Source organism: Edaphobacter bradus (genome assembly GCF_025685645.1).
Classification (GTDB): domain Bacteria; phylum Acidobacteriota; class Terriglobia; order Terriglobales; family Acidobacteriaceae; genus Edaphobacter; species Edaphobacter bradus.
This window is the reverse complement of sequence record NZ_JAGSYF010000002.1, coordinates 671,751-690,991: the sequence shown is the minus strand read 5'-3', so window position 1 is coordinate 690,991 and position 19,241 is coordinate 671,751. Positions and strand designations below refer to the sequence as shown.

Below are 19,241 nucleotides of genomic sequence, written 5' to 3'. Positions count from 1 at the left end.
CTAACGAATCAAACTACGTTCTCAAGTCGAGCCCCTACTTGCCGGTATCGATCTTCAGGTTGATAACGAACTCGTTCTTGCTGTCGAACGAGCTGATCGTCTTGACCGGGCTCTTCTTGCCGTTGGCCTCTGCCCACAGCTCGTAGTCGGTGTTTTGGGCGAGCTGGCCGAACCGGTATCCGCCCACGTCATCGGAGATGTAGCTCTTCACCGCGAGGGAGTGCGTGTCCTTCAGGTAAACGATCGCGCCGTTCACTCCGGCGTTCGCCTTGTCCAGCACCTTGCCCTGAACGACGCGCTGCGTGGGGCCGTGTTGCGCAAACGCAGGAGCGGGGTGCGCTGCGACGGCGATCACCGCCAGCGGGGAGCCAACCAGAATCACGTTGCAGGCAAGAGAGCGAAGCAGAGAGGAGGACGCTTTCATACGGTCAAGTATACGGCTACTCCTTGAGGCGCAGCTGCTTAGACGTGGCTACAACTTAGGTGCAACTTGGATTTGGACGGACGAATGCTACTCGTCGTCCTCCTCGCGCATGCGAGGTGTATCCTCGTCGTCGTAGCCTGCCTCATCGATCGGAGCCAGCTCCAGCGGGTCGATCGAGACGACCTCCAGATCTACGCCGCACTCCTCGCACTGCAGGGTCTCGCCCTCTTCCACCTGGTCGGTGTCGACATCGATCGGGTTATCGCACTCCGGACATACAACTGCCATGATCGCCCCCCTCTAGGCTTCGGGTCCGGCACCGCCTCCCGGATGAGAGGAGAAAGCGCCATCAAACTGTCCGCTATTTTTTTAGCGTTCTGGCGGCTCCGCGTCAAGGTTACGATGGCAGTGGCCCGTAGATTTCGAGAAAGGAAGGACTTTGGTGAAAACGAAGCTTCGCTCTTTTGGTGGCCGCTGCCTGCCGGTTGCTGCTGCCATGCTGTTCGGCTTACCAGTTCTCTTTGCGCAGGCAGGAGCTCCTGTCGCGCCCGCGCCCGCCGATCCGGCCATCGCAGCGGCGTTGCGCCAGGTCTCGCCCGATGGCGTTCGGGGCACGATCGAGAAGCTCGTCAGCTTCAACAACCGCAGCACGCTCTCCAGCATGGAGACCGACCTCAACCCTGGCACAGGCGTCACCGCCGCCGCCGACTGGATCGAGTCCGAGTTCGAGCGTATCTCCGCCGACTGCGGCAACTGCCTTGAGGTCAAGCGTGACGAGTTCATCGAGCCGCCGCAGACCGGCCCGGCCTCGCGCATTCTCAAGCCAACGAAGCTCACGAATGTTTACGCCATCCTTCGCGGCAGCGATCCCGCGCAGGCCGCGCGCATGGTGCTCGTCACAGGCCACTATGACTCGCGCAATTCGGACACGTTGAACACACACGATCCCGCTCCAGGCGCCAACGACGACGCAAGCGGAGTCGCCGTCTCGCTTGAATGCGCGCGTGTCCTCTCGAAGCTGAAGTTTCCCTCGAGCATCGTCTTCGTCGCGGTCGCGGGTGAGGAGCAAGGCCTCAACGGCAGCCGCCATCTTGCAAAGCTTGCAAAGTCCGAGGGCTGGCAGCTCGAGGCTGTTTTGAACAACGACATCGTCGGAGGCGACATTACGCCCGGCGCAACCGGTCAGGACAAGTCCGCCGTCCGCGTCTTCTCCGAGGGGATTCCCGCTGCCGCTACGCCAGAGCAGACGCGCGCTCTCATCAGCCTCGGCGCTGAGAGCGACTCGCCCTCGCGCGAGCTCGCCCGCGCCGTCGCCGATGTCAGCACGACGTACTTCGCTCCGACGCAGCACCGCCTTGACGCCGGAACGCCTCCCGGCCGCCCGCGCAGCAACGCGATCAGGCTTGAGCCGGCGTTTCACCCGGTGCTCATCTTCCGGCGCGACCGCTTCCTTCGCGGAGGCGACCACACCAGCTTCAACGCCGAGGGCTTCGCCGCAGTCCGCTTCACCGAGTGGCGCGAGAACTTCAACCACCAGCACCAGAACGTCCGCGTCGAAGACGGTATCCAGTATGGCGACCTGCTGCAGTACGTCGACTTCAACTACGTCGCGAGCGTAGCGCGCATGAACGCCGCGACGCTTGCCACGCTCGCCTCGGCTCCTGGTAAGCCGCAGGATATCCGCGTGCTGACCAGTGCGCTCGATAACGACACCGAGCTCACCTGGAGCGCGCCGGCTGGCATGCCCGCGGGAGCTAGCTACGAGGTCGTCTGGCGCTCGACCGACTCCCCTACCTGGACGACCTTTGTGAGCGCGGGACGGGGAACCAGCATCAAGCTGCCCGTCTCTAAAGACAACGTAATCTTCGGTGTACGCAGTGTCGACGCGGCCGGCCACCGCAGCCCCGCGGTCACGCCCATGCCCTCACGCCCGTCGCGGGACTTCGGCCAACTGCAGACACCACCCCGCTCCTGAGCACTCCTCCCGGCGCTGTGGTGAAATAGAGGTAGACGATGCCGCGGTCCAGTCCCACCACGTTGTCCTTACCGCCCTTCAGTGGCGCTACGCGCAGGCTCGTTCTGCTCAACGTCGGAGTCTTCTTCGCGCTGGCCATCGTGGCGTGGGTGTCGTCGTCCATTGGCAGCATGCTCCTGCGCCACCTCATCCTGGAGCCGCTGGCTGTCGTGCACGGAGAGGTGTGGCAGCTCGCCACCTACTCTGTGATCGATCAGGGTATCCTCTCTATCGTCTTCAGCATGCTTACGCTGTGGTTCACCGGCGCTCTGCTCGAGGGCGCTTATGGCAGCCGCTGGCTCGCCGAGCTCTACTGGAGCTCAGTCATCGGCGGAGCGGCCATCGCCACGGCTGTCTCCTTTACCCACATCTTCGGCATGCGGCCGGATGTCGTCGCGGGCAGCGCCTGGACCGGCGTATTCGGCCTGCTCGTCGCCATTGCGATGCTCTTCGGCGACCAGGAGTTCTACCTCTGGTTTCTGATCCGCGTCAAGGCGAAGTACCTGGTCGCGATCTACATTCTCATCGCGGTCGCTACGCTGCTCAAACAGGCGAACAGCTTCGGCGCGCTGATGCAGCTTTCGGGAGGCTTCTGCGGCTTCCTCTTCGTGCGGTTCGCTCCACGTCGCGGCTTTGCATTCGGTGTCTCGGAGCGCTTCTTCGGTATTCGCAACGGTTACTACCGCTGGAAGCGCCGCCGTGCAGCCCGCAAGTTCGAGGTCTACATGCGGAAGCAGAACCGCGAGGTCCATTTCGACAAGGACGGCCGCTATGTTGACCCCGATGAGCTGCGCCGCGACCCCAACGACAAGCGCTGGATGAATTAGAAAGTCATCGCCGAACTAGAGAGGCATCGCTGAAGAGGCAGCCAGCAACCGGCCGCCTGACATGCGCTGGATAAACTAACCGCGCCCCTACGGCGCAATCCACAACGAAGCTACTTCGTCATCGCGGCAGCCGTCTTCTCCTCGAGGCCCTGCCCTATCCTTATCGCCAGCCGTTCGATATCACGTTCGCCGAGATACTTCTCGTCATACACCCCATTTCCCTGAATGACCCGCGCAATGCATCCGGTCCATCCCGTCTGATGGCTCGCGCCGATTCCCGCCCCATTGTCGCCCTGGAAATACTCATAAAAAAGGACATTATCGCGCCAGTACGGATTCGTCTGGAACTTCTCCGCGCCTCCGAACACCGGCCGCCTGCCTTCGCCATCTCTCGCAAAGGTCCCAATCAGCCTCTCTCCCAGCTCCTTCGCCACCTGAAACAGATTCATCTGCTTTCCTGAACCTGTCGGGCACTCCACCGTGAATGAGTTGCCGTAGTACGCGCCCAGTCGCATCAGCGCCACATACAGCAGGAAGTTCACCGGCATCCACACCGGCCCCCTCCAGTTCGAGTTCCCCCCAAACATCCCGCTATCCGAATCCCCCGGCAGGTACGAAACCCTCGACTCCTGGCCCGCAATGGAGAACACAAACGGATGCTCCGCGTGGTAGCGCGACAGCGCCCGTATCCCATACGGCCCGAAGAATTCGTTCTCATCCAGCATCTTCGTCAATATGCGGCGCAGCTTGTCTTCATTCACCGTCGCCAGCATCCGTCTCCCCGCCAATCCCGGCGCGCCGGGCATATGCAGGTTTGCCGCCAGCTCAGGATGCCGCTCCATAAACTCGTTCGCCCGCTTAACGAAGGTTGGCAGCTTCTCCCGCAGGTCTTCCTCGAAGATCGCCACTGCCGTCAGCGGCAGCAGTCCCACCATCGACCGCACTTTCAATCGGAACGACTGTCCATCCGGCAGCCGCAGCACATCGTAGAAGAAGCCATCCTCATCGTCCCACATCGCGTCTTGCTGTTTGCCCATCCGGTCCATCGCCCCAGCAATCCACATCGTGTGCTCGAAGAATTTCGAAACGAACTCCTCGAAAATCGGGTAGTGCAGCGCCAGCTCCACCGCAATCCTCAGCATCTGCTGGCTAAAGAACACCATCCACGCTGTCCCATCCGCCTGTTCCAGATGCCCCCCACCCGGAATCGGCGCGCTCCGGTCGAACACGCCGATATTGTCCAGCCCAAGGAACCCGCCCTCAAACAGATTGTTCCCCGAGCGATCCTTCCGGTTCAGCCACCACGTGAAGTTCACTAGTAGCTTCGAGAACGCATACGTAAGAAACTCCAGGTCCCCTTTGCCGTCGTTCCGCTCCTTGTCGCTCATGTATATCTGCATCGTCGCGTACGCATGCACAGGCGGATTCGTATCGCTGAAATTCCACTCATACGCCGGCATCTGTCCGTTCGGGTGCATATAGTCGTTCCGCAGAATCAGCCTCAGCTGTTCCTTCGCAAATTCCGGATCCACCACTTGGAATGCAAGCATGTGAAACGCCAGGTCCCACGCCGCATACCACGGATACTCCCACTTATCCGGCATCGAGACGATGTCGTCGTTGTACATGTGGAACCACTCGCCATTGCGCACGCTCTCGCGAACCTCCGGAGAGCTCCATGGCCCAACCTTGTGCTCTCTCAGCCACACATTCAGGTCATAGTAGAAGTACTGCTTGCTCCACAACATCCCCGCCAGCGCCTGTCGCATCACGAGCGCACGATCCGGATCCGCCTTCACCGCGGCCGGGGTAATGCTCGCGTAGAATGCGTCCGCCTCCTTCAACCGATCCGCAAATACCGAGTCGAAGTTTGCAAACGGCTTCGCCTCCGTCTTCTCACTCGCCCGCACCATCCGCAACCGCACGACCCTGGTCTCGCCTGCTCCAACGTTCAGCGTGTAGTGCGGAGCAGCCTTTGTCCCTTCCATCGCCGGATTCACCGCATCGGCCTGCCCATGCACTAGAAAGTTGTGGAACGCATCCTTCACATACGGCGAAGCGTTCTGCGTACCGAACAGCTTCATATTATTGGTCTCATTCTCCGTAAACAGCAGCGGCGCATCGCCCTCGCAGTACAGGCAGTAATCCGCCAGCGACTCCTGGAACAGCGGGTCGGTCAGATGCGCCAAGATCACACTAAACCCATCTCCCTTCTTCCCCTTCAGTCCCGGCTTGCTCCCCGCATTCGACCCCATCCAGGTGTTGCGAAACCACAGCGTCGGCAGCAGATGCAATGTCGCCGGTTCCGGCCCTCGGTTCACCACGCTGATCCTGACTCCCATGTCCTCCACGCCCGCCTTGGCATACTCCACAAACACATCGAAGTAGCGGTCTTCGTTGAAGATGCCCGTGTCCAGCAACTCGTACTCCAGCTCTCCCTTCCCGCGCTGCCTGTTCGTCTGAACCAGGTCGTTGTACGGGTAAGCCGCCTGCGGATACTTGTACAGATACTTCATGTAGGAGTGCGTCGGGGTGCTGTCCAGGTAGAAGTAGTACTCCTTCACATCCTCGCCGTGGTTGCCCTCGCTGTTCGTCAGCCCGAACATCCGTTCCTTCAGAATCGGGTCCTTGCCGTTCCACAGGGCAATCGCAAAGCACATCACCTGATGGTTGTCGCACACTCCGGCAATGCCGTCCTCACCCCACCGATACGCTCGCGACCTCGCCTGGTCGTGCGTGAAGTAGTTCCACGCATTCCCATCCGCGCTGTAGTCCTCCCGCACCGTTCCCCACTGCCGCTCACTCAGGTAAGGTCCCCACTTCTTCCAGGGAACCAGCTTCGCAGCATCCTCGTTCAGCCTTCGCTGTTCGTCAGTTATCATCGGTCCCTCCACCGGTTTTAGCCCATGCGCGACGGGCCCATTTCGCGCGAGCACCCGACAACATCCTAATCCCCCAAAAACACAACAGTCTCATCAAGCGCGAACAATTTACCCGACTTCCTTCGCCGTACGCTTACTCCGCACCACAGTCTTCAGATGCAACTCGTGCATCTTCCGGCATTGCTAATCGGCCAGGAGTGCATCCTCCATGCGTCTTCTTCACTCGGGCATATTGCGCAAGATGGTCCGGGCCTTTCGCTTCTTCAGCCTTACTTAATGCTCGATCGCTAGCATTCGTATATGAGCTTGAGGCTTCGCTGCATGACGCTTGTGGTCCTCGGCGGAGCCCAGTGGGGCTTAGCCCAGACTGCTTTTTCTGTACGTGGATCTGTTCTGGACCCTACTGGCGCCGGAATCTCCGGAGCAACGGTTCAGCTAGAGACATCTGATGGAGCGCTCGTCAGCCACTCCCAGACGGATCCGAAAGGAGATTTCGGCCTTCTCAGGGTTCCTGGCGGCAACTTCTCCCTCGTAGTTCCTGCCTATTCTGGATTCGCCTCGCGAACTCTCCCACTTCACGTCACCGGCAACGTCTCCGGAATCCAAGTCGCGCTCAGCGCCGAAGCCGTCTCGCAGGAGATGACCGTGGGGGCCGACCAGTCGCTTTCCACAGACGCCTCTGCGAATCGAGACACAATCACCACCACGGGAGACGAACTTCGCAAGCTGCCGGTCTTCGACCAGGACTACATCGCAGCTCTCACGCCGTTCCTCGACGCCTCCGCCGGCTCCTCCGGGGGCACCACCATCATCGTCGACGGCGTCGAGATGAAGAACGCAGGTGTCTCGGTCTCAGCTATCCAGGAAGTTCGCGTCAACAACGATCCCTATTCGGCCGAATTTTCCCGCCCCAGCCGAGGACGCATCGAGATCATCACCAAGCCCGGCTCCCCCATCTTCCACGGCGAAGCCAACTTCACCTTCCGCGACTCCATCTTCAACGCGAAGTACTACCCCGCAACTGTCAAGCCGCCTAAGTCCCACCGCATCTTCGAGGGCCACGTCGCCGGGCCCGTCGGACACGGCGGCCACACCAGCTTCATCTCCTCCGGCACGTTCCGCCCACGCAACATCGGCGTGGTCGTCGACGCCATCAGCCCCAACGGCCCTGTCATCGAGAACGTGCTCACCACCAACCGCGACTATCAGGCCTCCATGCGCGTCACCCACGACTTCTCGGCCAACCACCGGCTATCGCTGGGCTACAACGTCGAAGGCAGCTACTACACCAACCAGGGCGTGGGCGGCATCACTCTCCCGGAGGCTGGCTACAACCAGATCTCCCGCGAAGACGACGCCATCATCAACGACCGCATCATCATTACGCCCAATCTCATCAATCAGCTTCAAATCACCTTTGAGAAGGATGAGGACGTCACTAAGAGCGTGACCGACGCGCAATCCATCCAGGTCAGCGGCTCTTTCATCGGCGGCGGAGCGCAGGCTGACGTCGCCAAAACGGAGAACACAATCCACGTCAACGAAGTCGTTACCTGGAGTCACGGGAAGCACTATATCCGTGCAGGCGTCCAGTTGCCCCAGTTCAGCCGCCGCGCCGTCGACGACCACAGCAATCGTCTCGGCACCTTCAAGTTCTCTTCTCTGGCGAGCTACGCCGGCAACGCCCCTTACGTCTTTACCGCACAGCAGGGAGTAGGACGCGGCTTGTATTGGATCAATGAGTTCAGCTCTTTCATTCATGACCAGGTGAAGCTCAGTCCAAGACTGCAGCTCTCACTGGGACTTCGTTACGACTGGCAGACCTTCATCCCGGACAACAACAATCTCGCGCCGCGAGTCTCACTTGCATACGCGCCCGGCACGGGAAAAACAATCGTCCGCGTGGGCACTGGAGTCTTCTACGACCGCACTGGCGGCGATTTTCCCTCCATAGTCAAGCTTCATGACGGCGTAGTGCTTCACTCCGTGCAAATTCAAAACCCCTCGTTCCCTTCCTCCTCGGGGGCGAGCGGCAGCAACCTTCCGACGAACCTGGTCCGTTTTGATCCTCACGTACGAACTCCGTATGCGATTCAGTACAGCTTCGGCGTGGAGCGGCAGTTGCATAAGTCCATCACCCTGACCGCTGCCTATCGGGGACAGGTCCAGATCAAGAGCTTTCGCTCCCGCGACGCGAACGCTCCCATCCTTCCGCCAAATGCCAGCCTCACCGCCGATTATCCGCGCCCCAACCCGAGCTACGGTCAGATCCAGCAGATCGAGTCTGGAGGCCGCACGCTTTTGAACGCACTCGACCTCTCGTTCCGCGGTCAGGCTGGACGTTGGTTCTCAGGGCAGGCCCAGTACACGCTCTCGCGCTTCGAAGGCAACACAGGCGGCATCAAAATCTTTCCCCAGGACCAGTACCATCCAAATGACGAGTGGGGCCGCTCCGATCAGGACCGTCTTCAGCGCTTCAACCTGATGGGCAACATCAATCCCGACCACTGGCTCTCGCTGGGCGTCAACGCCACACTGTACTCAGGACTTCCTTACACCGAAACCACCGGCGACGACTACTTTCATACCGGCCTCGGCAACGCGCGTCCCACTGGCGTCGGCCGCAACACACTCGAGAGCGGCGGAGTCGCTTCGCTTGATCTGCTCTACAGCCACGACTTCTTTCTCACCAAAGCCAGGGACGACAAAGCCAGAGTCCTCTCCGCCGGTGTCTCCGCCTTCAACGTCCTCAACCGTACCAACTACACCAGCTATATAGGGACCCTTAGCTCGCCGCGCTTTGGGCAACCAACCGCAGCTCTTGCGGGCCGTCAGCTTCAGTTCTCTCTCGGCTATCGATTTTAGGTCAGCTTCGAGTCGACGCCGGAATCCCTAGCCCCGGCTCACGATCTTCAGATGCAGCTCCTTCATCTGCTGCTCGCTCACCAGAGTAGGCGCATCCACCATCAGGTCGATCGCCTTGGCGGTCTTCGGGAAGGCGATGACCTCGCGCAGGCTCTGTGCGCCCGCGAGAATCATTACGATGCGCAAGTTCGAGGTCTACATGCGGAAGCAGAACCGCGAGGTCCATTTCGACAAGGACGGCCGCTACATGATCCCGACGAGCTGCGCCGCGACCCCAACGACAAGCGCTGGATGAATTAGAAAGTCATCGCCGAACTAGAGAACCGTCGAATTAGAGAGCCATCATCGAAGAGGCACGCGTCCGCTCAGCCCACCTTCACATACGTCGTATAGGGCAGGTCACCCATCGACGTGAACGGCAGCATCGTCACCGGCCCATTCGCCGAGCTCACCTGCCACTGCCGTTCGCTCACCCGCTTCGCCGCCAGCAGTTGTTCCCGCGTCACCCTGGGTACCGGACCCTCCTGCTTCTGTTTCACCGCCATCAGCACCAGCGGTCCGCGCAGCAGCGCGACCGTATCCGGGTGCTGCGAATCGATCGTCTCGAGCCTGACCTTCAGCGGAAGCTCCAGCTCCACGCGGTCTCCGGTCTTCCACTCGCGCCGTATCGCGGCAAACTGTCCTGGGACCGCCAACCCCTTCTGCTGCTTTCCGTTCACAAAAACCGACGCTCCCTCCGCCCATGACGGAATGCGGAAGTTGATTGTCAGCTCCGTGGGCAGAGAACTCGTCACCGTGAAAGCGACATGGTCCTCGTAGGGATACTCGCCCTCCTGCGTCAGCGAGAGTGCGACTCCGTTCTCAGTCCATCGCAGCGTCGAAGGCAGGTAAAGATTCGCATACACAGCCTGCGGCCCGCGAAAATACGTATTGATCCGGTAGTCCGCCGCCACCTGCGGGAGCGTGCCCGAGCAGCATGCCCAGTGGGCTTCTTTATAGACCCGCTTCCCGTTGAAGTTGCAGTCGGCGTAGTAGAAGTTCTCCCCGTTCTCCTGTAGTGGCTTCGCGCCCAGCACGGTGTTGTACATCATGCGCTCCATGCTGTCGCCGTAGCGGGCATCGCGGGTCACGCGCAGCAGATACCGCGTCAGCTTGAAGTGAGCATACGAGCCGCACGGAGTCTCAAAGCTGTGGTGGGTTTTGGTCAGGCTGTCGTAGACATCGCTGCTGCCCGGCGCGCGCAGCAGCTCATCCGGACCCCACCCGCCCGTCGCAAAGCTCTGCTCCTGCACCATGGCAAAGGCATTCTTAGCTGCGCGCAGATGCTTCTCGCTTCCCGCCACCATGTACGCCATCATGGCCGAGTTCAGGGAGTTCACATAACTGTACGCGTGCCTGCCATTCAGCACGTTCTCATTGCGTGAGAGTGGATCGAACCAGATCTTGTCATGGAGGTACGCAAGTCCCAGGTCGTAATACCGCCGGCCCGCGCCGCGCTGGTAAGCCAGAAACATGTTCTCCGGATTGGTGTAGGACTCGTCCCAGGTCCACGAGACGTCATGCGGATCCTTATCCGGCCGCCACATAACGTCATGTTCCACAGCATGCCCCGGCAGGTGCGGCAGCGCCGTGTTCGTTGTCTGCTCCAGAATCGCCAGCGCCTGCGGGTCCTTCACGTACGTGTGCGAATCGAGCAGTCCAAGCAACAGCTTGTCATAGGTGTATGCCGGAAAGCGGCTCTTCTCGTAGAAGTCCCCCGCGATGGTCTGCGCATACAGCCGGTTCAGCCGCAGAACCTTTTCGCGCGTCGTCTCGTCTCCGGTAATGGCATAGACGCGCGCCAGCGCCGACACCCATTGCCCAAAGGTGCACCCCGGAGCGAAACCGGCGTCAAAGTTCTTGAGATGGTCGTAGTCGGGATTGTATTGGTACCACCCTCCAAGGTCCTCGCCCGGCGCGGGCATCCCGGACATCTGCCGGAAAGGCTTCAGCAGGCTGTCCTCGCTCAGCGCCATCAGCACATCATGGGTGGTCCACAGCTGCGACTCGTGCAGATCGCTCGCGAGGATCACATCGCCGTAGCCAAACTCTGCAAGCGGAGCCGCCCCAGGGGCCTCCGCACCCCACGCCACGCGGCCCAACAACCCATTGCTGGCAACCGCCGCAGCCGCCAGAGAACCCGCCTGAAGAAACCCTCTGCGTGAAATCCCCACCATCTTCTCTGACTTACACATTTAGATGAGCCGCCTCCGAGTTGCCCGCAACATCATGCAACAGCGACGACAGAGTTGTCATCATCCACGGCAACGTACTGCGCACCAACCCTGCGTCAGATCGCTGGGTCCGGTCAATCGTCGCAACTAAAAGAGCGGATATCTCAATCCTAGCTTCGCGAAACGATCTTCAAATGCAGCTCCTTCATCTGCTGCTCGCTCACCGGAGTAGGCGCATCCACCATCAGGTCGATCGCCTTGGCGGTCTTCGGGAAGGCGATGACCTCGCGCAGGCTCTGTGCGCCCGCGAGGATCATTACGATGCGATCCAGCCCCAGCGCGATACCGCCATGCGGGGGCGTGCCGTACTCCAGCGCGTCGAGGAAGAAGCCGAAGCGCTCCTTCGCCTCGGCGTCTGACATGCCGAGCGAGCGGAAGATCTCCGCCTGCACGTCCTGCCGGTGGATACGGATCGACCCCGAGCCCAGCTCCGTGCCGTTGAGCACGATGTCGTAGGCCAGCGCGCGCACCGCGCCCTTATCGTTCGTCAGCTTGCCGGACTTGATGTCGTCTTCGTGCGGCGAGGTGAAGGGATGGTGCGCGGCGACCCAGGTCCTCGTCTCCTCGTCCCACTCGTACATGGGGAAGTCGGTGACCCACAGGAACCTGTAGTCGGCCTCGGTGCCGGTCTTGGTGAAGCGGCCGTGCTGGTCGGCGAACTTCTGCGCGAGAGTGAGCCGCAACGCGCCGACGCGCTTGTAGATCCACTGCGGATCGTAGTTCCACTTCTCCGGCGTCCCCAGCTTCGGCGTGATGACGATGATGAGGTCGTCGTCAGCCACTCCGTTCTCGAGCGTGGGCTCAGCCGCCAGCCTTGACTCAATCACATCGGCCAACGGCGCGAAGGCAGGGTTCGTCTTCAGCCGCGCCACATCGAGCGAGTCGAGCCCGCAGTCGCCGAACTCCTTGCGGATGTCATCGACCAGCGCGCGCCGCTGCGTTCCGCTTAGGCCGCCGGCCTTCGGAATCACGAAGCCCAGCACTGGCAGCTTCTGCTCGATCTTCAACTGCTCGCGCAGCTCCGGCGTCAGCTCATCGGTCAGCTCGGTCAGCGCGGGAAGCCGCATGTCCGGCTTGTCGATGCCGTAGCGGTGGATCGCCTCGTCATAGGTCATCTGCACGAACGGCGCCGTCAGCTCGATCCCGGCTGTGCGGAACGCAGCCGTGAGGAAGCCCTCGACCACGCGAAAGACCGCATCCTGCGTGGGGAAGGTCATCTCCAGGTCGATTTGGGTGAACTCGGGCTGACGGTCGGCGCGCAGGTCCTCGTCGCGGAAGCAGCGCGCGACTTGAAAGTAGCGGTCGAAGCCGGAGATCATCAGGATCTGTTTGAAGATCTGCGGCGACTGCGGCAGCGCGTAGAAGTGGCCTGGATGCACGCGGCTCGGAACGAGGTAATCACGCGCGCCCTCCGGCGTCGAGCGCGTCATGAACGGCGTCTCGATCTCGAGGAAGCCGTTGTCCGACAGATATCCGCGAATCGCCTGCGCCACTCTGTGCCGCAGCGCGAAGTTGTCCTGCATCTCGCTGCGCCGCAGGTCGAGATAGCGGTACTTCAGCCGCACCTCTTCGTTTGCAATCGCGTCCTCGGCGGGCGAGAAGGGAGGCGTCTTCGCTTCGTTCAGCAGCAGCATCTCACGCGCGACCACTTCGATTGCGCCGGTCGCCATGTTCGGGTTCTCAAGCCCCGTGCCGCGCCGCCGTACGCGGCCCTTCACGGCGACGACGTACTCGGACCGCGCCGCCTCAGCCTTCTCATGCGCAGCGTTCGAGACTTCCTTATCCAGCACCACCTGCGTGATGCCTGTCCGGTCCCGCACGTCGAGAAAGATCAGGTTGCCGTGGTCGCGCCGCCGGTTCACCCAGCCCATCAGCACCACGTCTTGCCCAGCGTTATCCACGCGCAACACGCCACACGTGTGCGTCCGCTCTAAACCACCTAAAAAGTCTAGTGTCACAATGCTTCCTATTGTACGAATTTCCGTGCAGCTATCCTTACAGCCGTACGGACTAACCCTTCAAAAGTACCGCCAGCTTGGCCCGTGCTACTTTCGTCTGCTCACCCGAGGCAAAGTCCTTTACGGTCGCGATACCCGACGCAACTTCGTCCTCGCCAAGAATCACAATCTTCCGAGCCACCTTATCCGCCGCGTCAAACGACTTCTTCAACCGAAAGCTCCCATCGCCTACCTCAACCGCCAGCCCTGCGCGACGCAGTTCGCGAGCCAGCTCCAGCGCCGCGGCATTCCGCTCCACGCCCATCGGAGCGATATACGCGTCCAGCTTCTTCGAGTGCGCCTTGGTAGCCTGAGCGTGCAGCGTCAGGATCAGGCGGTCTTCGCCGATAGCGAAACCAATCCCAGGGGCCTTCGGTCCGCCCAGCATCTCCGAGAGCCCGTCATACCGGCCTCCGCCGAGCAGAGCATTCTGCGTTCCCAGCCCGCTGCCGTCGGGCACCGTGAACTCGAAGGTTGTCCGCGTGTAGTAGTCCAGCCCGCGCACCAGCCGCGGATCGACCACGTAGGGGACGCCACACGCGTCGAGCGCCGCCTTCACCTGCGCGAAGTGCTCCCGCGAATCCTCACCGAGATAGTCCGCAATCTTCGGCAGTCCGTTGATGATCTCCTGGTCGCCCTCGTCCTTCGAGTCCAGCACGCGCAGTGGATTCGTCTCCGCCCGCCGCTGATTGTCCTCGCACATCCGATGCTTCACCGGAGCCAGCGCCTCGCGCAGAGCCACGCTATACCGCTGTCTATCAGCCGTCGACCCCACCGAGTTCAGCGCCAGCCGCCAGCCCTTGATTCCCAGCTCATCCAGCAGCGTGGCGAGCATCTCCAGCACCTCGGCGTCGCGCACCGGGCTCTCGGAGCCCGACGACGCCGGCCCGATCACCTCCGCGCCGATCTGCCAGAACTGCCTGTACCGCCCGCGCTGCGGCCTCTCGCGACGGAACTGCGGGCCGATGTAGAAGAGCTTCTGCAGCGAGCCGGTCTCGCCCATCTTGTGCTCGATGTAGGCGCGCACGACGCCCGCCGTATTTTCTGGTCGGAGCGTCAGGCTCTGGCCGCGGTCGCTCTCGGCGCGGCCGCGGTCCTCCCACGTGTACATCTCCTTGGAGACGATGTCCGTCTCCTCGCCCACCCCGCGTGCGAACAGCTCGGTCGTCTCAAAGACCGGCGTGCGAATCTCGCCAAACCCATACCGCGCAAAGACGCTCCGCGCCGCGGCCTCCACCTTGTTCCACAACTCCGTCTCGGGCGGCAGGAGATCCCGCGTGCCCCGCACTGCCTTCAAAATAGCCATTCTTTCCAGTGTAGCGAATCCGGCCGAATTCTCAGGCCTTCGCCGCGTCATCGCATCGGAACCGCCCAGATCGAGCCGGTCAGCCGTTCACTTTCGCAGCGAGCCTGACCGCCTCCGCCAGATAGATCTTCGTGTAGTCCAGATAATTCTGCGCGTACATCAGAATCAACTTCCGGTCTTCTTCGCCGAGCGTCTTCTTCACCTTGCCCGGAACGCCTGCCACTAGTGAGTTCGGCGGAATTGCTGTCTGTTCCGGAATTACTGCACCGGCGGCGATGATCGACCCCTCGCCGATACGCGCATTGTTCAGGATCACCGCGCCGATCCCTACCAGCACTGCGTCCTCGATCACGCATCCGTGCACTGTGGCGTTGTGGCCGATTGTCACCATCTCGCCGACGATCACCGGGTACTTGTACCGCATCCCGTGGAGCACCGCGCAGTCCTGCACATTGCTCTCTGCGCCGATGCGGATCGAGTTCACGTCTCCCCGCACGACGGCGTTCATCCAAACGCTGGCATGGTCACCCAGAGTGACATCACCGATTACCTGTGCCGAGGGGTCGACGTAGCAACTGGCCGGTATTACCGGAACAACTCCTTGGTAACTCCGAATCATGCTGGCGATTCTACTCTGCAGCCCGTAGGCCGAGAGGCAATGCGGCTCCACTTGCACCCAAGCGGCTAAATGTGAGCAACTTGCGTGCCATTCTTCATCCGGAGGGTCTGGAGTACCCGGGTGCTAGTCCTCGGGCAAGGGAGGCCGAATTTCCAAAAGACGCCCTTGACGCGCGTTTCTTCAATGATTTATGGAACAGGAACGACCGAAAACAGGGTATCCTGAGATGTACCCCATCGGGACCGTTTGGAGGTGTATTTTTCGTGGCAGAAGTACGTGTACAAGAGGGCGAACCCCTTGAGAATGCCCTGCGCCGTTTCAAGCGCAAGGTGCAGACCGAGGACATCATCAAGGAGGTCAAGCGCCACTCTTTCTACCTCAAGCCCGGCGAAAAGAAGCGCGTGAAAGAAGCGCTCGCTCGCAAGCGTAATCGCAAGAAGGTCCGTAAGGAGCAGGACTAAAACAGGCTCCCACTGTGTCGGCCGTCTCCGCGTTTTCCGAGAATTGGAGACGGCCTTCCCTCACCAGCCAAGGACTCCCGCCGAGGCTGGCAACAACTGAAACCGGCGCCGGAGTACCGGCCCGCTCTGAACCACTCCGCGCATTCGCGGATCCCGGGCCCCAGCAACCGAGAAGTCGAGAAGTACCAAGACCCCATCCAGGTTGATTGCTCGGAAGACTTTCTCCTTTCCTCAGGGTCACGAGCCTTCAGCCTTGCTTTCCGCATCACGGGAGACGCGGCTATGGAATTCGTAGATCGGCTACTGACATGTGCAGACTGTGGCTGTGAGTTCATCTTCACTGCCGGCGAACAACTCTTCTTCTTCGACAAGCAGTTCAAGAACGACCCCAAGCGCTGCAAGCCGTGCAAGAGCAGGCGCGCCGGGCTGCGTGCCGGATCCGGCCCAGCCGCGGCGGGGATCTCACGCACTGAGACCCGCACCCACTGCTCCGAGTGCGGCATTGAGACCACTGTCCCCTTTAGGCCAACGCAGGGGCGCCCTGTACTCTGCCGCCAGTGCTTCCAGAACAAGCAGCGTGCTGCGGAGTCATCCCCAAAGCCTGTAGCCTCCGTCCCCGCCGCGTCGCCTGTATCCGCTGAGCTGATGGCCGCCGCTGCGCAGGCACCGCGAGCCTGAACCTCGGCTTGGCCGTCTCCACCTCCATCCAATACGATTGGGTGCGGAGACTGCCATGTCTGTTGTTGCCGTACCCCTTGCCGCGTCAGATCTCGTACGCGCCCGCACCCGTGTTGGAGACTTCGAGCTCACCGTCTGCACGGACGGGACCTACCGGCTCGACGGCGGAGCCATGTTCGGCGTCGTCCCCAAGCCACTCTGGGAGAAGCGCGCTCCCGCCGACGACCAGAACCGCATCCTCCTCGGGTTGAATACTGTCGTTGTCCGGACGGGCCAGCACACCGTTGTCATCGAGACCGGCATCGGCAACAAGCAGAACGAGAAGATGCGCGAGATCCACTGCAACCAGGAACTGCTGCCGCGATCCCTTGCCGCCGCCGGCGTCCGCCCGGAAGAGGTCGACATCGTCATCAACACTCATCTCCACTTCGACCACTGCGGCTGGAACACGACACTCCACTCAGACGGCCGCGTCACACCGACGTTCCCGAACGCGCGCTACTTCGCGCACCGCGGCGAAGTCGAGCATGGGCACCTGCAGCTTGATCGCGACCGCGTCGCCTATCTCTCGCCCAACTACGACCCGCTCGTCGAATCCGGTCAGATGACGCTGCTCTCCACGGACGGTATCCGCGCCAATCCGCAGATCGTGCCCGGCATCTCGGTCGAGCTCTTCCCCGGTCACACCCGCCAGCTCATGGCCGTCCACATTGAGTCGAAATCGCACGGGGGAGCCACCGAGCACGCCTGCTACATCTCCGACCTTATCCCCACCAGCGCGCACCTCGACCCCACCTGGGTGATGGGCTACGACCTCGACCCGCTGGAGTCCATCTCGCAGCGCAAGCGTTTCTATCAGCGAGCTATTCCCGAGAAGTGGCTTGTTCTGTTCACCCATGACCATGCAACACCGATGTCCCACATCACAGTCAACGAAAAAGGTAAACCCGTCGTCGCAAAATGAGCTGTTGAGGTTTTTGAGAAATGTGCCGAAACATCAAAATGCTTTTCAACTTCGATCCTCCCGTCACCGACGCTGAGGTTCGCAACGCCTCTCTTCAGTTCGTCAGAAAGATCAGCGGCTTCAACAAACCGTCAAAGGCTAACGAGGCGGCGTTTCAGGCTGCAGTGGATGGAGTAGCTGCTGTCTCCACGCAGCTACTCGCCGCGCTTGAGACGCATGCACCTCCAAGGAACCGCGAAGAAGAGGCAGCTAAGGCCAAAGCGCGCGGCGCGAATCGATTTCGGCCTGAGACTGCGTGAGCGTCGTCACCGGGCTTTGCTTACGCCTACATTGAGCAGGACGAGCGTATTCGGATTCAGGTCCAGGGTGAGAGTGCTGTCTTGCAGGACGTGGCGTTCGGGTGGAGGCAGGGCGGTTTCGCGATTCAGCTGCTTAACCTGGGCAGGGGATGGATACACTGGGCTTCCCATCGCTGCGTACGGTTTGAGTACGTTGCTGTGGTCCTCGTCGACGCGCTGAAGAGAGACGGGCGCGTCTTTTGCGAGACCGTTGATTTGCAGCGTGATGCGTCGCGGCGCAGCGGGCTGGTCGACCGCGGCGAGGTTCCACACCGCGATCGCGAGAGAGCCGTCCGGCAGGCGGGTGACGATTGCGTTGTGCGAGGGGTTCGCGATGCGCTCGGTCCCGAGCTGATGGAGCAGCGCGTAGTCATAGAAGCTCGCCTTGTTGATGCCTCCGGTAGCGCGAAGGCCAAACTGACCTTGAAATGACCGTGGCGCCGGACCGCCCTCTTCGAAGACATCGGAGAAGGTCCAGAACGAGAGATAGTCGACATGGCCGTCGCAGGTGCGAATGGCCTCAGCGAGCGCTGGGCCGACGTATGGCGTGTCGCGCAGCTGGTTCATACCGGGAACGTTCCACTCGGTCCAGAGCAGCGGAAGATGCGGCATTGGCGAGGCATCAATCTGACGGCGCACCTTGGCGACAGCGGCACAGGTGCGGTCTTCCTGCGGAATGACCTCGTTGGTGCCGAGGAGGCGTTCTACGGGCTCGTCATCGTAGGCGTGCGAGGAGACGAAGTCGACGGGGACGTGGCTCGTCGCGGCGAAGCTGAGGAACTCAGGGACCCAGGTAGCCGCAGCGGTCGCTGGGCCGCCAACGCGCAGGCGAGGGCTGACGGATTTCAGCGCGCGCGCGGTGTGGGCGTAGAGGTCGAAGTAGGATTCCTGACGCGGAATCCCACCCCAGAAATCGATGTTGGGCTCGTTCCAGACCTCGAAGTACCATTGCGCGACTTCCTCAATGCCGTAGCGACCGACGAGGTTTTGCGCGAGCGCACGGATCAGGTCATCCCAGCGCTCCATGCTCTTGGGCGGCGAGACGTTCTGCTTGTACCAGAAGGGATGAAGAGCATCGGGGTTGAAGGCGAGCTTCCTGGGCATGAAGCTGATCTCGACGACCGGACGCACGCCCTGAGCAAGCAGGCTGTCGTAAATCTGATCGACATAAACGAAGTTGTAGACGGGATTGCCGTGCTCGTCTTCGTTGTAGACGCCGAGCTCATCGTGCAGGATGGCGTGGAAGCGAAGGTAGTGCAGGTCCGTGATTGCTTTCACTGCGGTGAGGTCGTTCTGGTAGCTCTGGCGCAGGGCCAGCGCCGCACGGCCGGAGCCGAACATCTGGTCCCAGAAGTGAGGGAAAGGTGTGGCAGTAGCGCGGGCGTCGATGGTGATCTGTTCAGGTTGCTGGGCGTTGGCGTGTGAGGGCGCGCCGAGACCGGTGACAAGGAGAAGTCCAGCGGCACAAAGGCTCGGGCTCCTGAGGATACGCATCATCTTCTTCCCGCTTCGTTCGATCTCATCTTGACTGGTCTTTGAAAAAAGAGGGTGCTCATTCGGGCACCCTCTTTGGCCACAGGCAGCCCGGCATCA

Annotated in this window: 16 protein-coding genes; 7 read left to right on the top strand and 9 right to left on the bottom strand. The window is 61.2% G+C overall.

What is annotated here, in order from left to right; genetic code table 11:
* Nucleotides 1-34: 34 nt before the first annotated feature.
* Complete coding sequence (locus OHL16_RS08875) at nt 35-424, bottom strand: carboxypeptidase-like regulatory domain-containing protein (protein ID WP_263366754.1); 390 nt, start codon at nt 422-424, stop codon at nt 35-37.
* An 87-nt stretch (nt 425-511) separates the two neighbouring features.
* Nucleotides 512-712: a hypothetical protein gene (locus OHL16_RS08870; protein ID WP_263366753.1), complete on the bottom strand. Its 201-nt coding sequence runs from the start codon at nt 710-712 to the stop codon at nt 512-514.
* A 154-nt stretch (nt 713-866) separates the two neighbouring features.
* Here OHL16_RS08870 and OHL16_RS08865 point away from each other — a divergent pair, with 154 nt between their 5' ends.
* Entirely contained in the window at nt 867-2,399 is a 1,533-nt protein-coding gene (locus OHL16_RS08865) for a M28 family metallopeptidase (RefSeq protein ID WP_317891051.1), read from the top strand.
* A gap of 38 nt (nt 2,400-2,437) precedes the next feature.
* On the top strand, nt 2,438-3,265 hold the full coding sequence (locus tag OHL16_RS08860) for a rhomboid family intramembrane serine protease (RefSeq protein WP_263366752.1): 828 nt from the start codon (nt 2,438-2,440) through the stop codon (nt 3,263-3,265).
* 110 nt (nt 3,266-3,375) lie between these two features.
* On the opposite strand, the gene OHL16_RS08855 is transcribed toward OHL16_RS08860, so the two are convergent.
* A complete protein-coding gene (locus OHL16_RS08855) occupies nt 3,376-6,147 on the bottom strand; it encodes an MGH1-like glycoside hydrolase domain-containing protein (protein ID WP_263366751.1) in 2,772 nt (923 codons plus the stop codon).
* A 321-nt stretch (nt 6,148-6,468) separates the two neighbouring features.
* Between OHL16_RS08855 and OHL16_RS08850 the strand changes: the two genes are divergently transcribed.
* A complete protein-coding gene (locus OHL16_RS08850) occupies nt 6,469-9,012 on the top strand; it encodes a TonB-dependent receptor (RefSeq protein WP_263366750.1) in 2,544 nt (847 codons plus the stop codon).
* Between the two features lie 27 nt (nt 9,013-9,039).
* Here OHL16_RS08850 and OHL16_RS08845 read toward each other — a convergent pair whose 3' ends face one another.
* The 5 genes from OHL16_RS08845 to OHL16_RS08825 form a co-directional block, all read right to left on the bottom strand.
* Nucleotides 9,040-9,198, bottom strand: a complete 159-nt coding sequence (locus OHL16_RS08845; RefSeq protein ID WP_263366749.1) for a hypothetical protein — start codon at nt 9,196-9,198, stop codon at nt 9,040-9,042.
* 179 nt (nt 9,199-9,377) lie between these two features.
* Entirely contained in the window at nt 9,378-11,246 is a 1,869-nt protein-coding gene (locus tag OHL16_RS08840) for a glycoside hydrolase family 127 protein (protein ID WP_263366748.1), read from the bottom strand.
* Between the two features lie 149 nt (nt 11,247-11,395).
* Nucleotides 11,396-13,243: an aspartate--tRNA ligase gene (gene aspS, locus OHL16_RS08835; protein ID WP_263366747.1), complete on the bottom strand. Its 1,848-nt coding sequence runs from the start codon at nt 13,241-13,243 to the stop codon at nt 11,396-11,398.
* 52 nt (nt 13,244-13,295) lie between these two features.
* Nucleotides 13,296-14,588 (bottom strand): histidine--tRNA ligase, encoded by a 1,293-nt coding sequence (gene hisS / locus OHL16_RS08830; protein ID WP_263366746.1) that lies wholly within the window; start codon nt 14,586-14,588, stop codon nt 13,296-13,298.
* Between the two features lie 79 nt (nt 14,589-14,667).
* Nucleotides 14,668-15,207 (bottom strand): gamma carbonic anhydrase family protein, encoded by a 540-nt coding sequence (locus OHL16_RS08825; RefSeq protein ID WP_263366745.1) that lies wholly within the window; start codon nt 15,205-15,207, stop codon nt 14,668-14,670.
* Nucleotides 15,208-15,470: 263 nt separating this feature from the next.
* Here OHL16_RS08825 and rpsU point away from each other — a divergent pair, with 263 nt between their 5' ends.
* The 4 genes from rpsU to OHL16_RS08805 all read left to right on the top strand — a co-directional run bounded on the left by rpsU (nt 15,471) and on the right by OHL16_RS08805 (nt 17,609).
* Nucleotides 15,471-15,668 carry a 30S ribosomal protein S21 gene (gene rpsU / locus OHL16_RS08820; protein ID WP_014267628.1) on the top strand — a complete coding sequence of 66 codons (198 nt, stop codon included), beginning with the start codon at nt 15,471-15,473 and terminating at the stop codon, nt 15,666-15,668.
* A 282-nt stretch (nt 15,669-15,950) separates the two neighbouring features.
* Nucleotides 15,951-16,346 (top strand): zinc-ribbon domain containing protein, encoded by a 396-nt coding sequence (locus OHL16_RS08815; RefSeq protein ID WP_263366744.1) that lies wholly within the window; start codon nt 15,951-15,953, stop codon nt 16,344-16,346.
* A gap of 55 nt (nt 16,347-16,401) precedes the next feature.
* Nucleotides 16,402-17,310 carry an MBL fold metallo-hydrolase gene (locus tag OHL16_RS08810; RefSeq protein WP_263366743.1) on the top strand — a complete coding sequence of 303 codons (909 nt, stop codon included), beginning with the start codon at nt 16,402-16,404 and terminating at the stop codon, nt 17,308-17,310.
* Nucleotides 17,311-17,330: 20 nt separating this feature from the next.
* Nucleotides 17,331-17,609 carry a DUF2277 domain-containing protein gene (locus OHL16_RS08805; protein WP_263366742.1) on the top strand — a complete coding sequence of 93 codons (279 nt, stop codon included), beginning with the start codon at nt 17,331-17,333 and terminating at the stop codon, nt 17,607-17,609.
* 6 nt (nt 17,610-17,615) lie between these two features.
* Here the strand turns inward: OHL16_RS08805 and OHL16_RS08800 are convergent, their stop codons facing one another.
* On the bottom strand, nt 17,616-19,145 hold the full coding sequence (locus tag OHL16_RS08800) for a GH39 family glycosyl hydrolase (protein ID WP_263366740.1): 1,530 nt from the start codon (nt 19,143-19,145) through the stop codon (nt 17,616-17,618).
* Nucleotides 19,146-19,241: the final 96 nt, after the last annotated feature.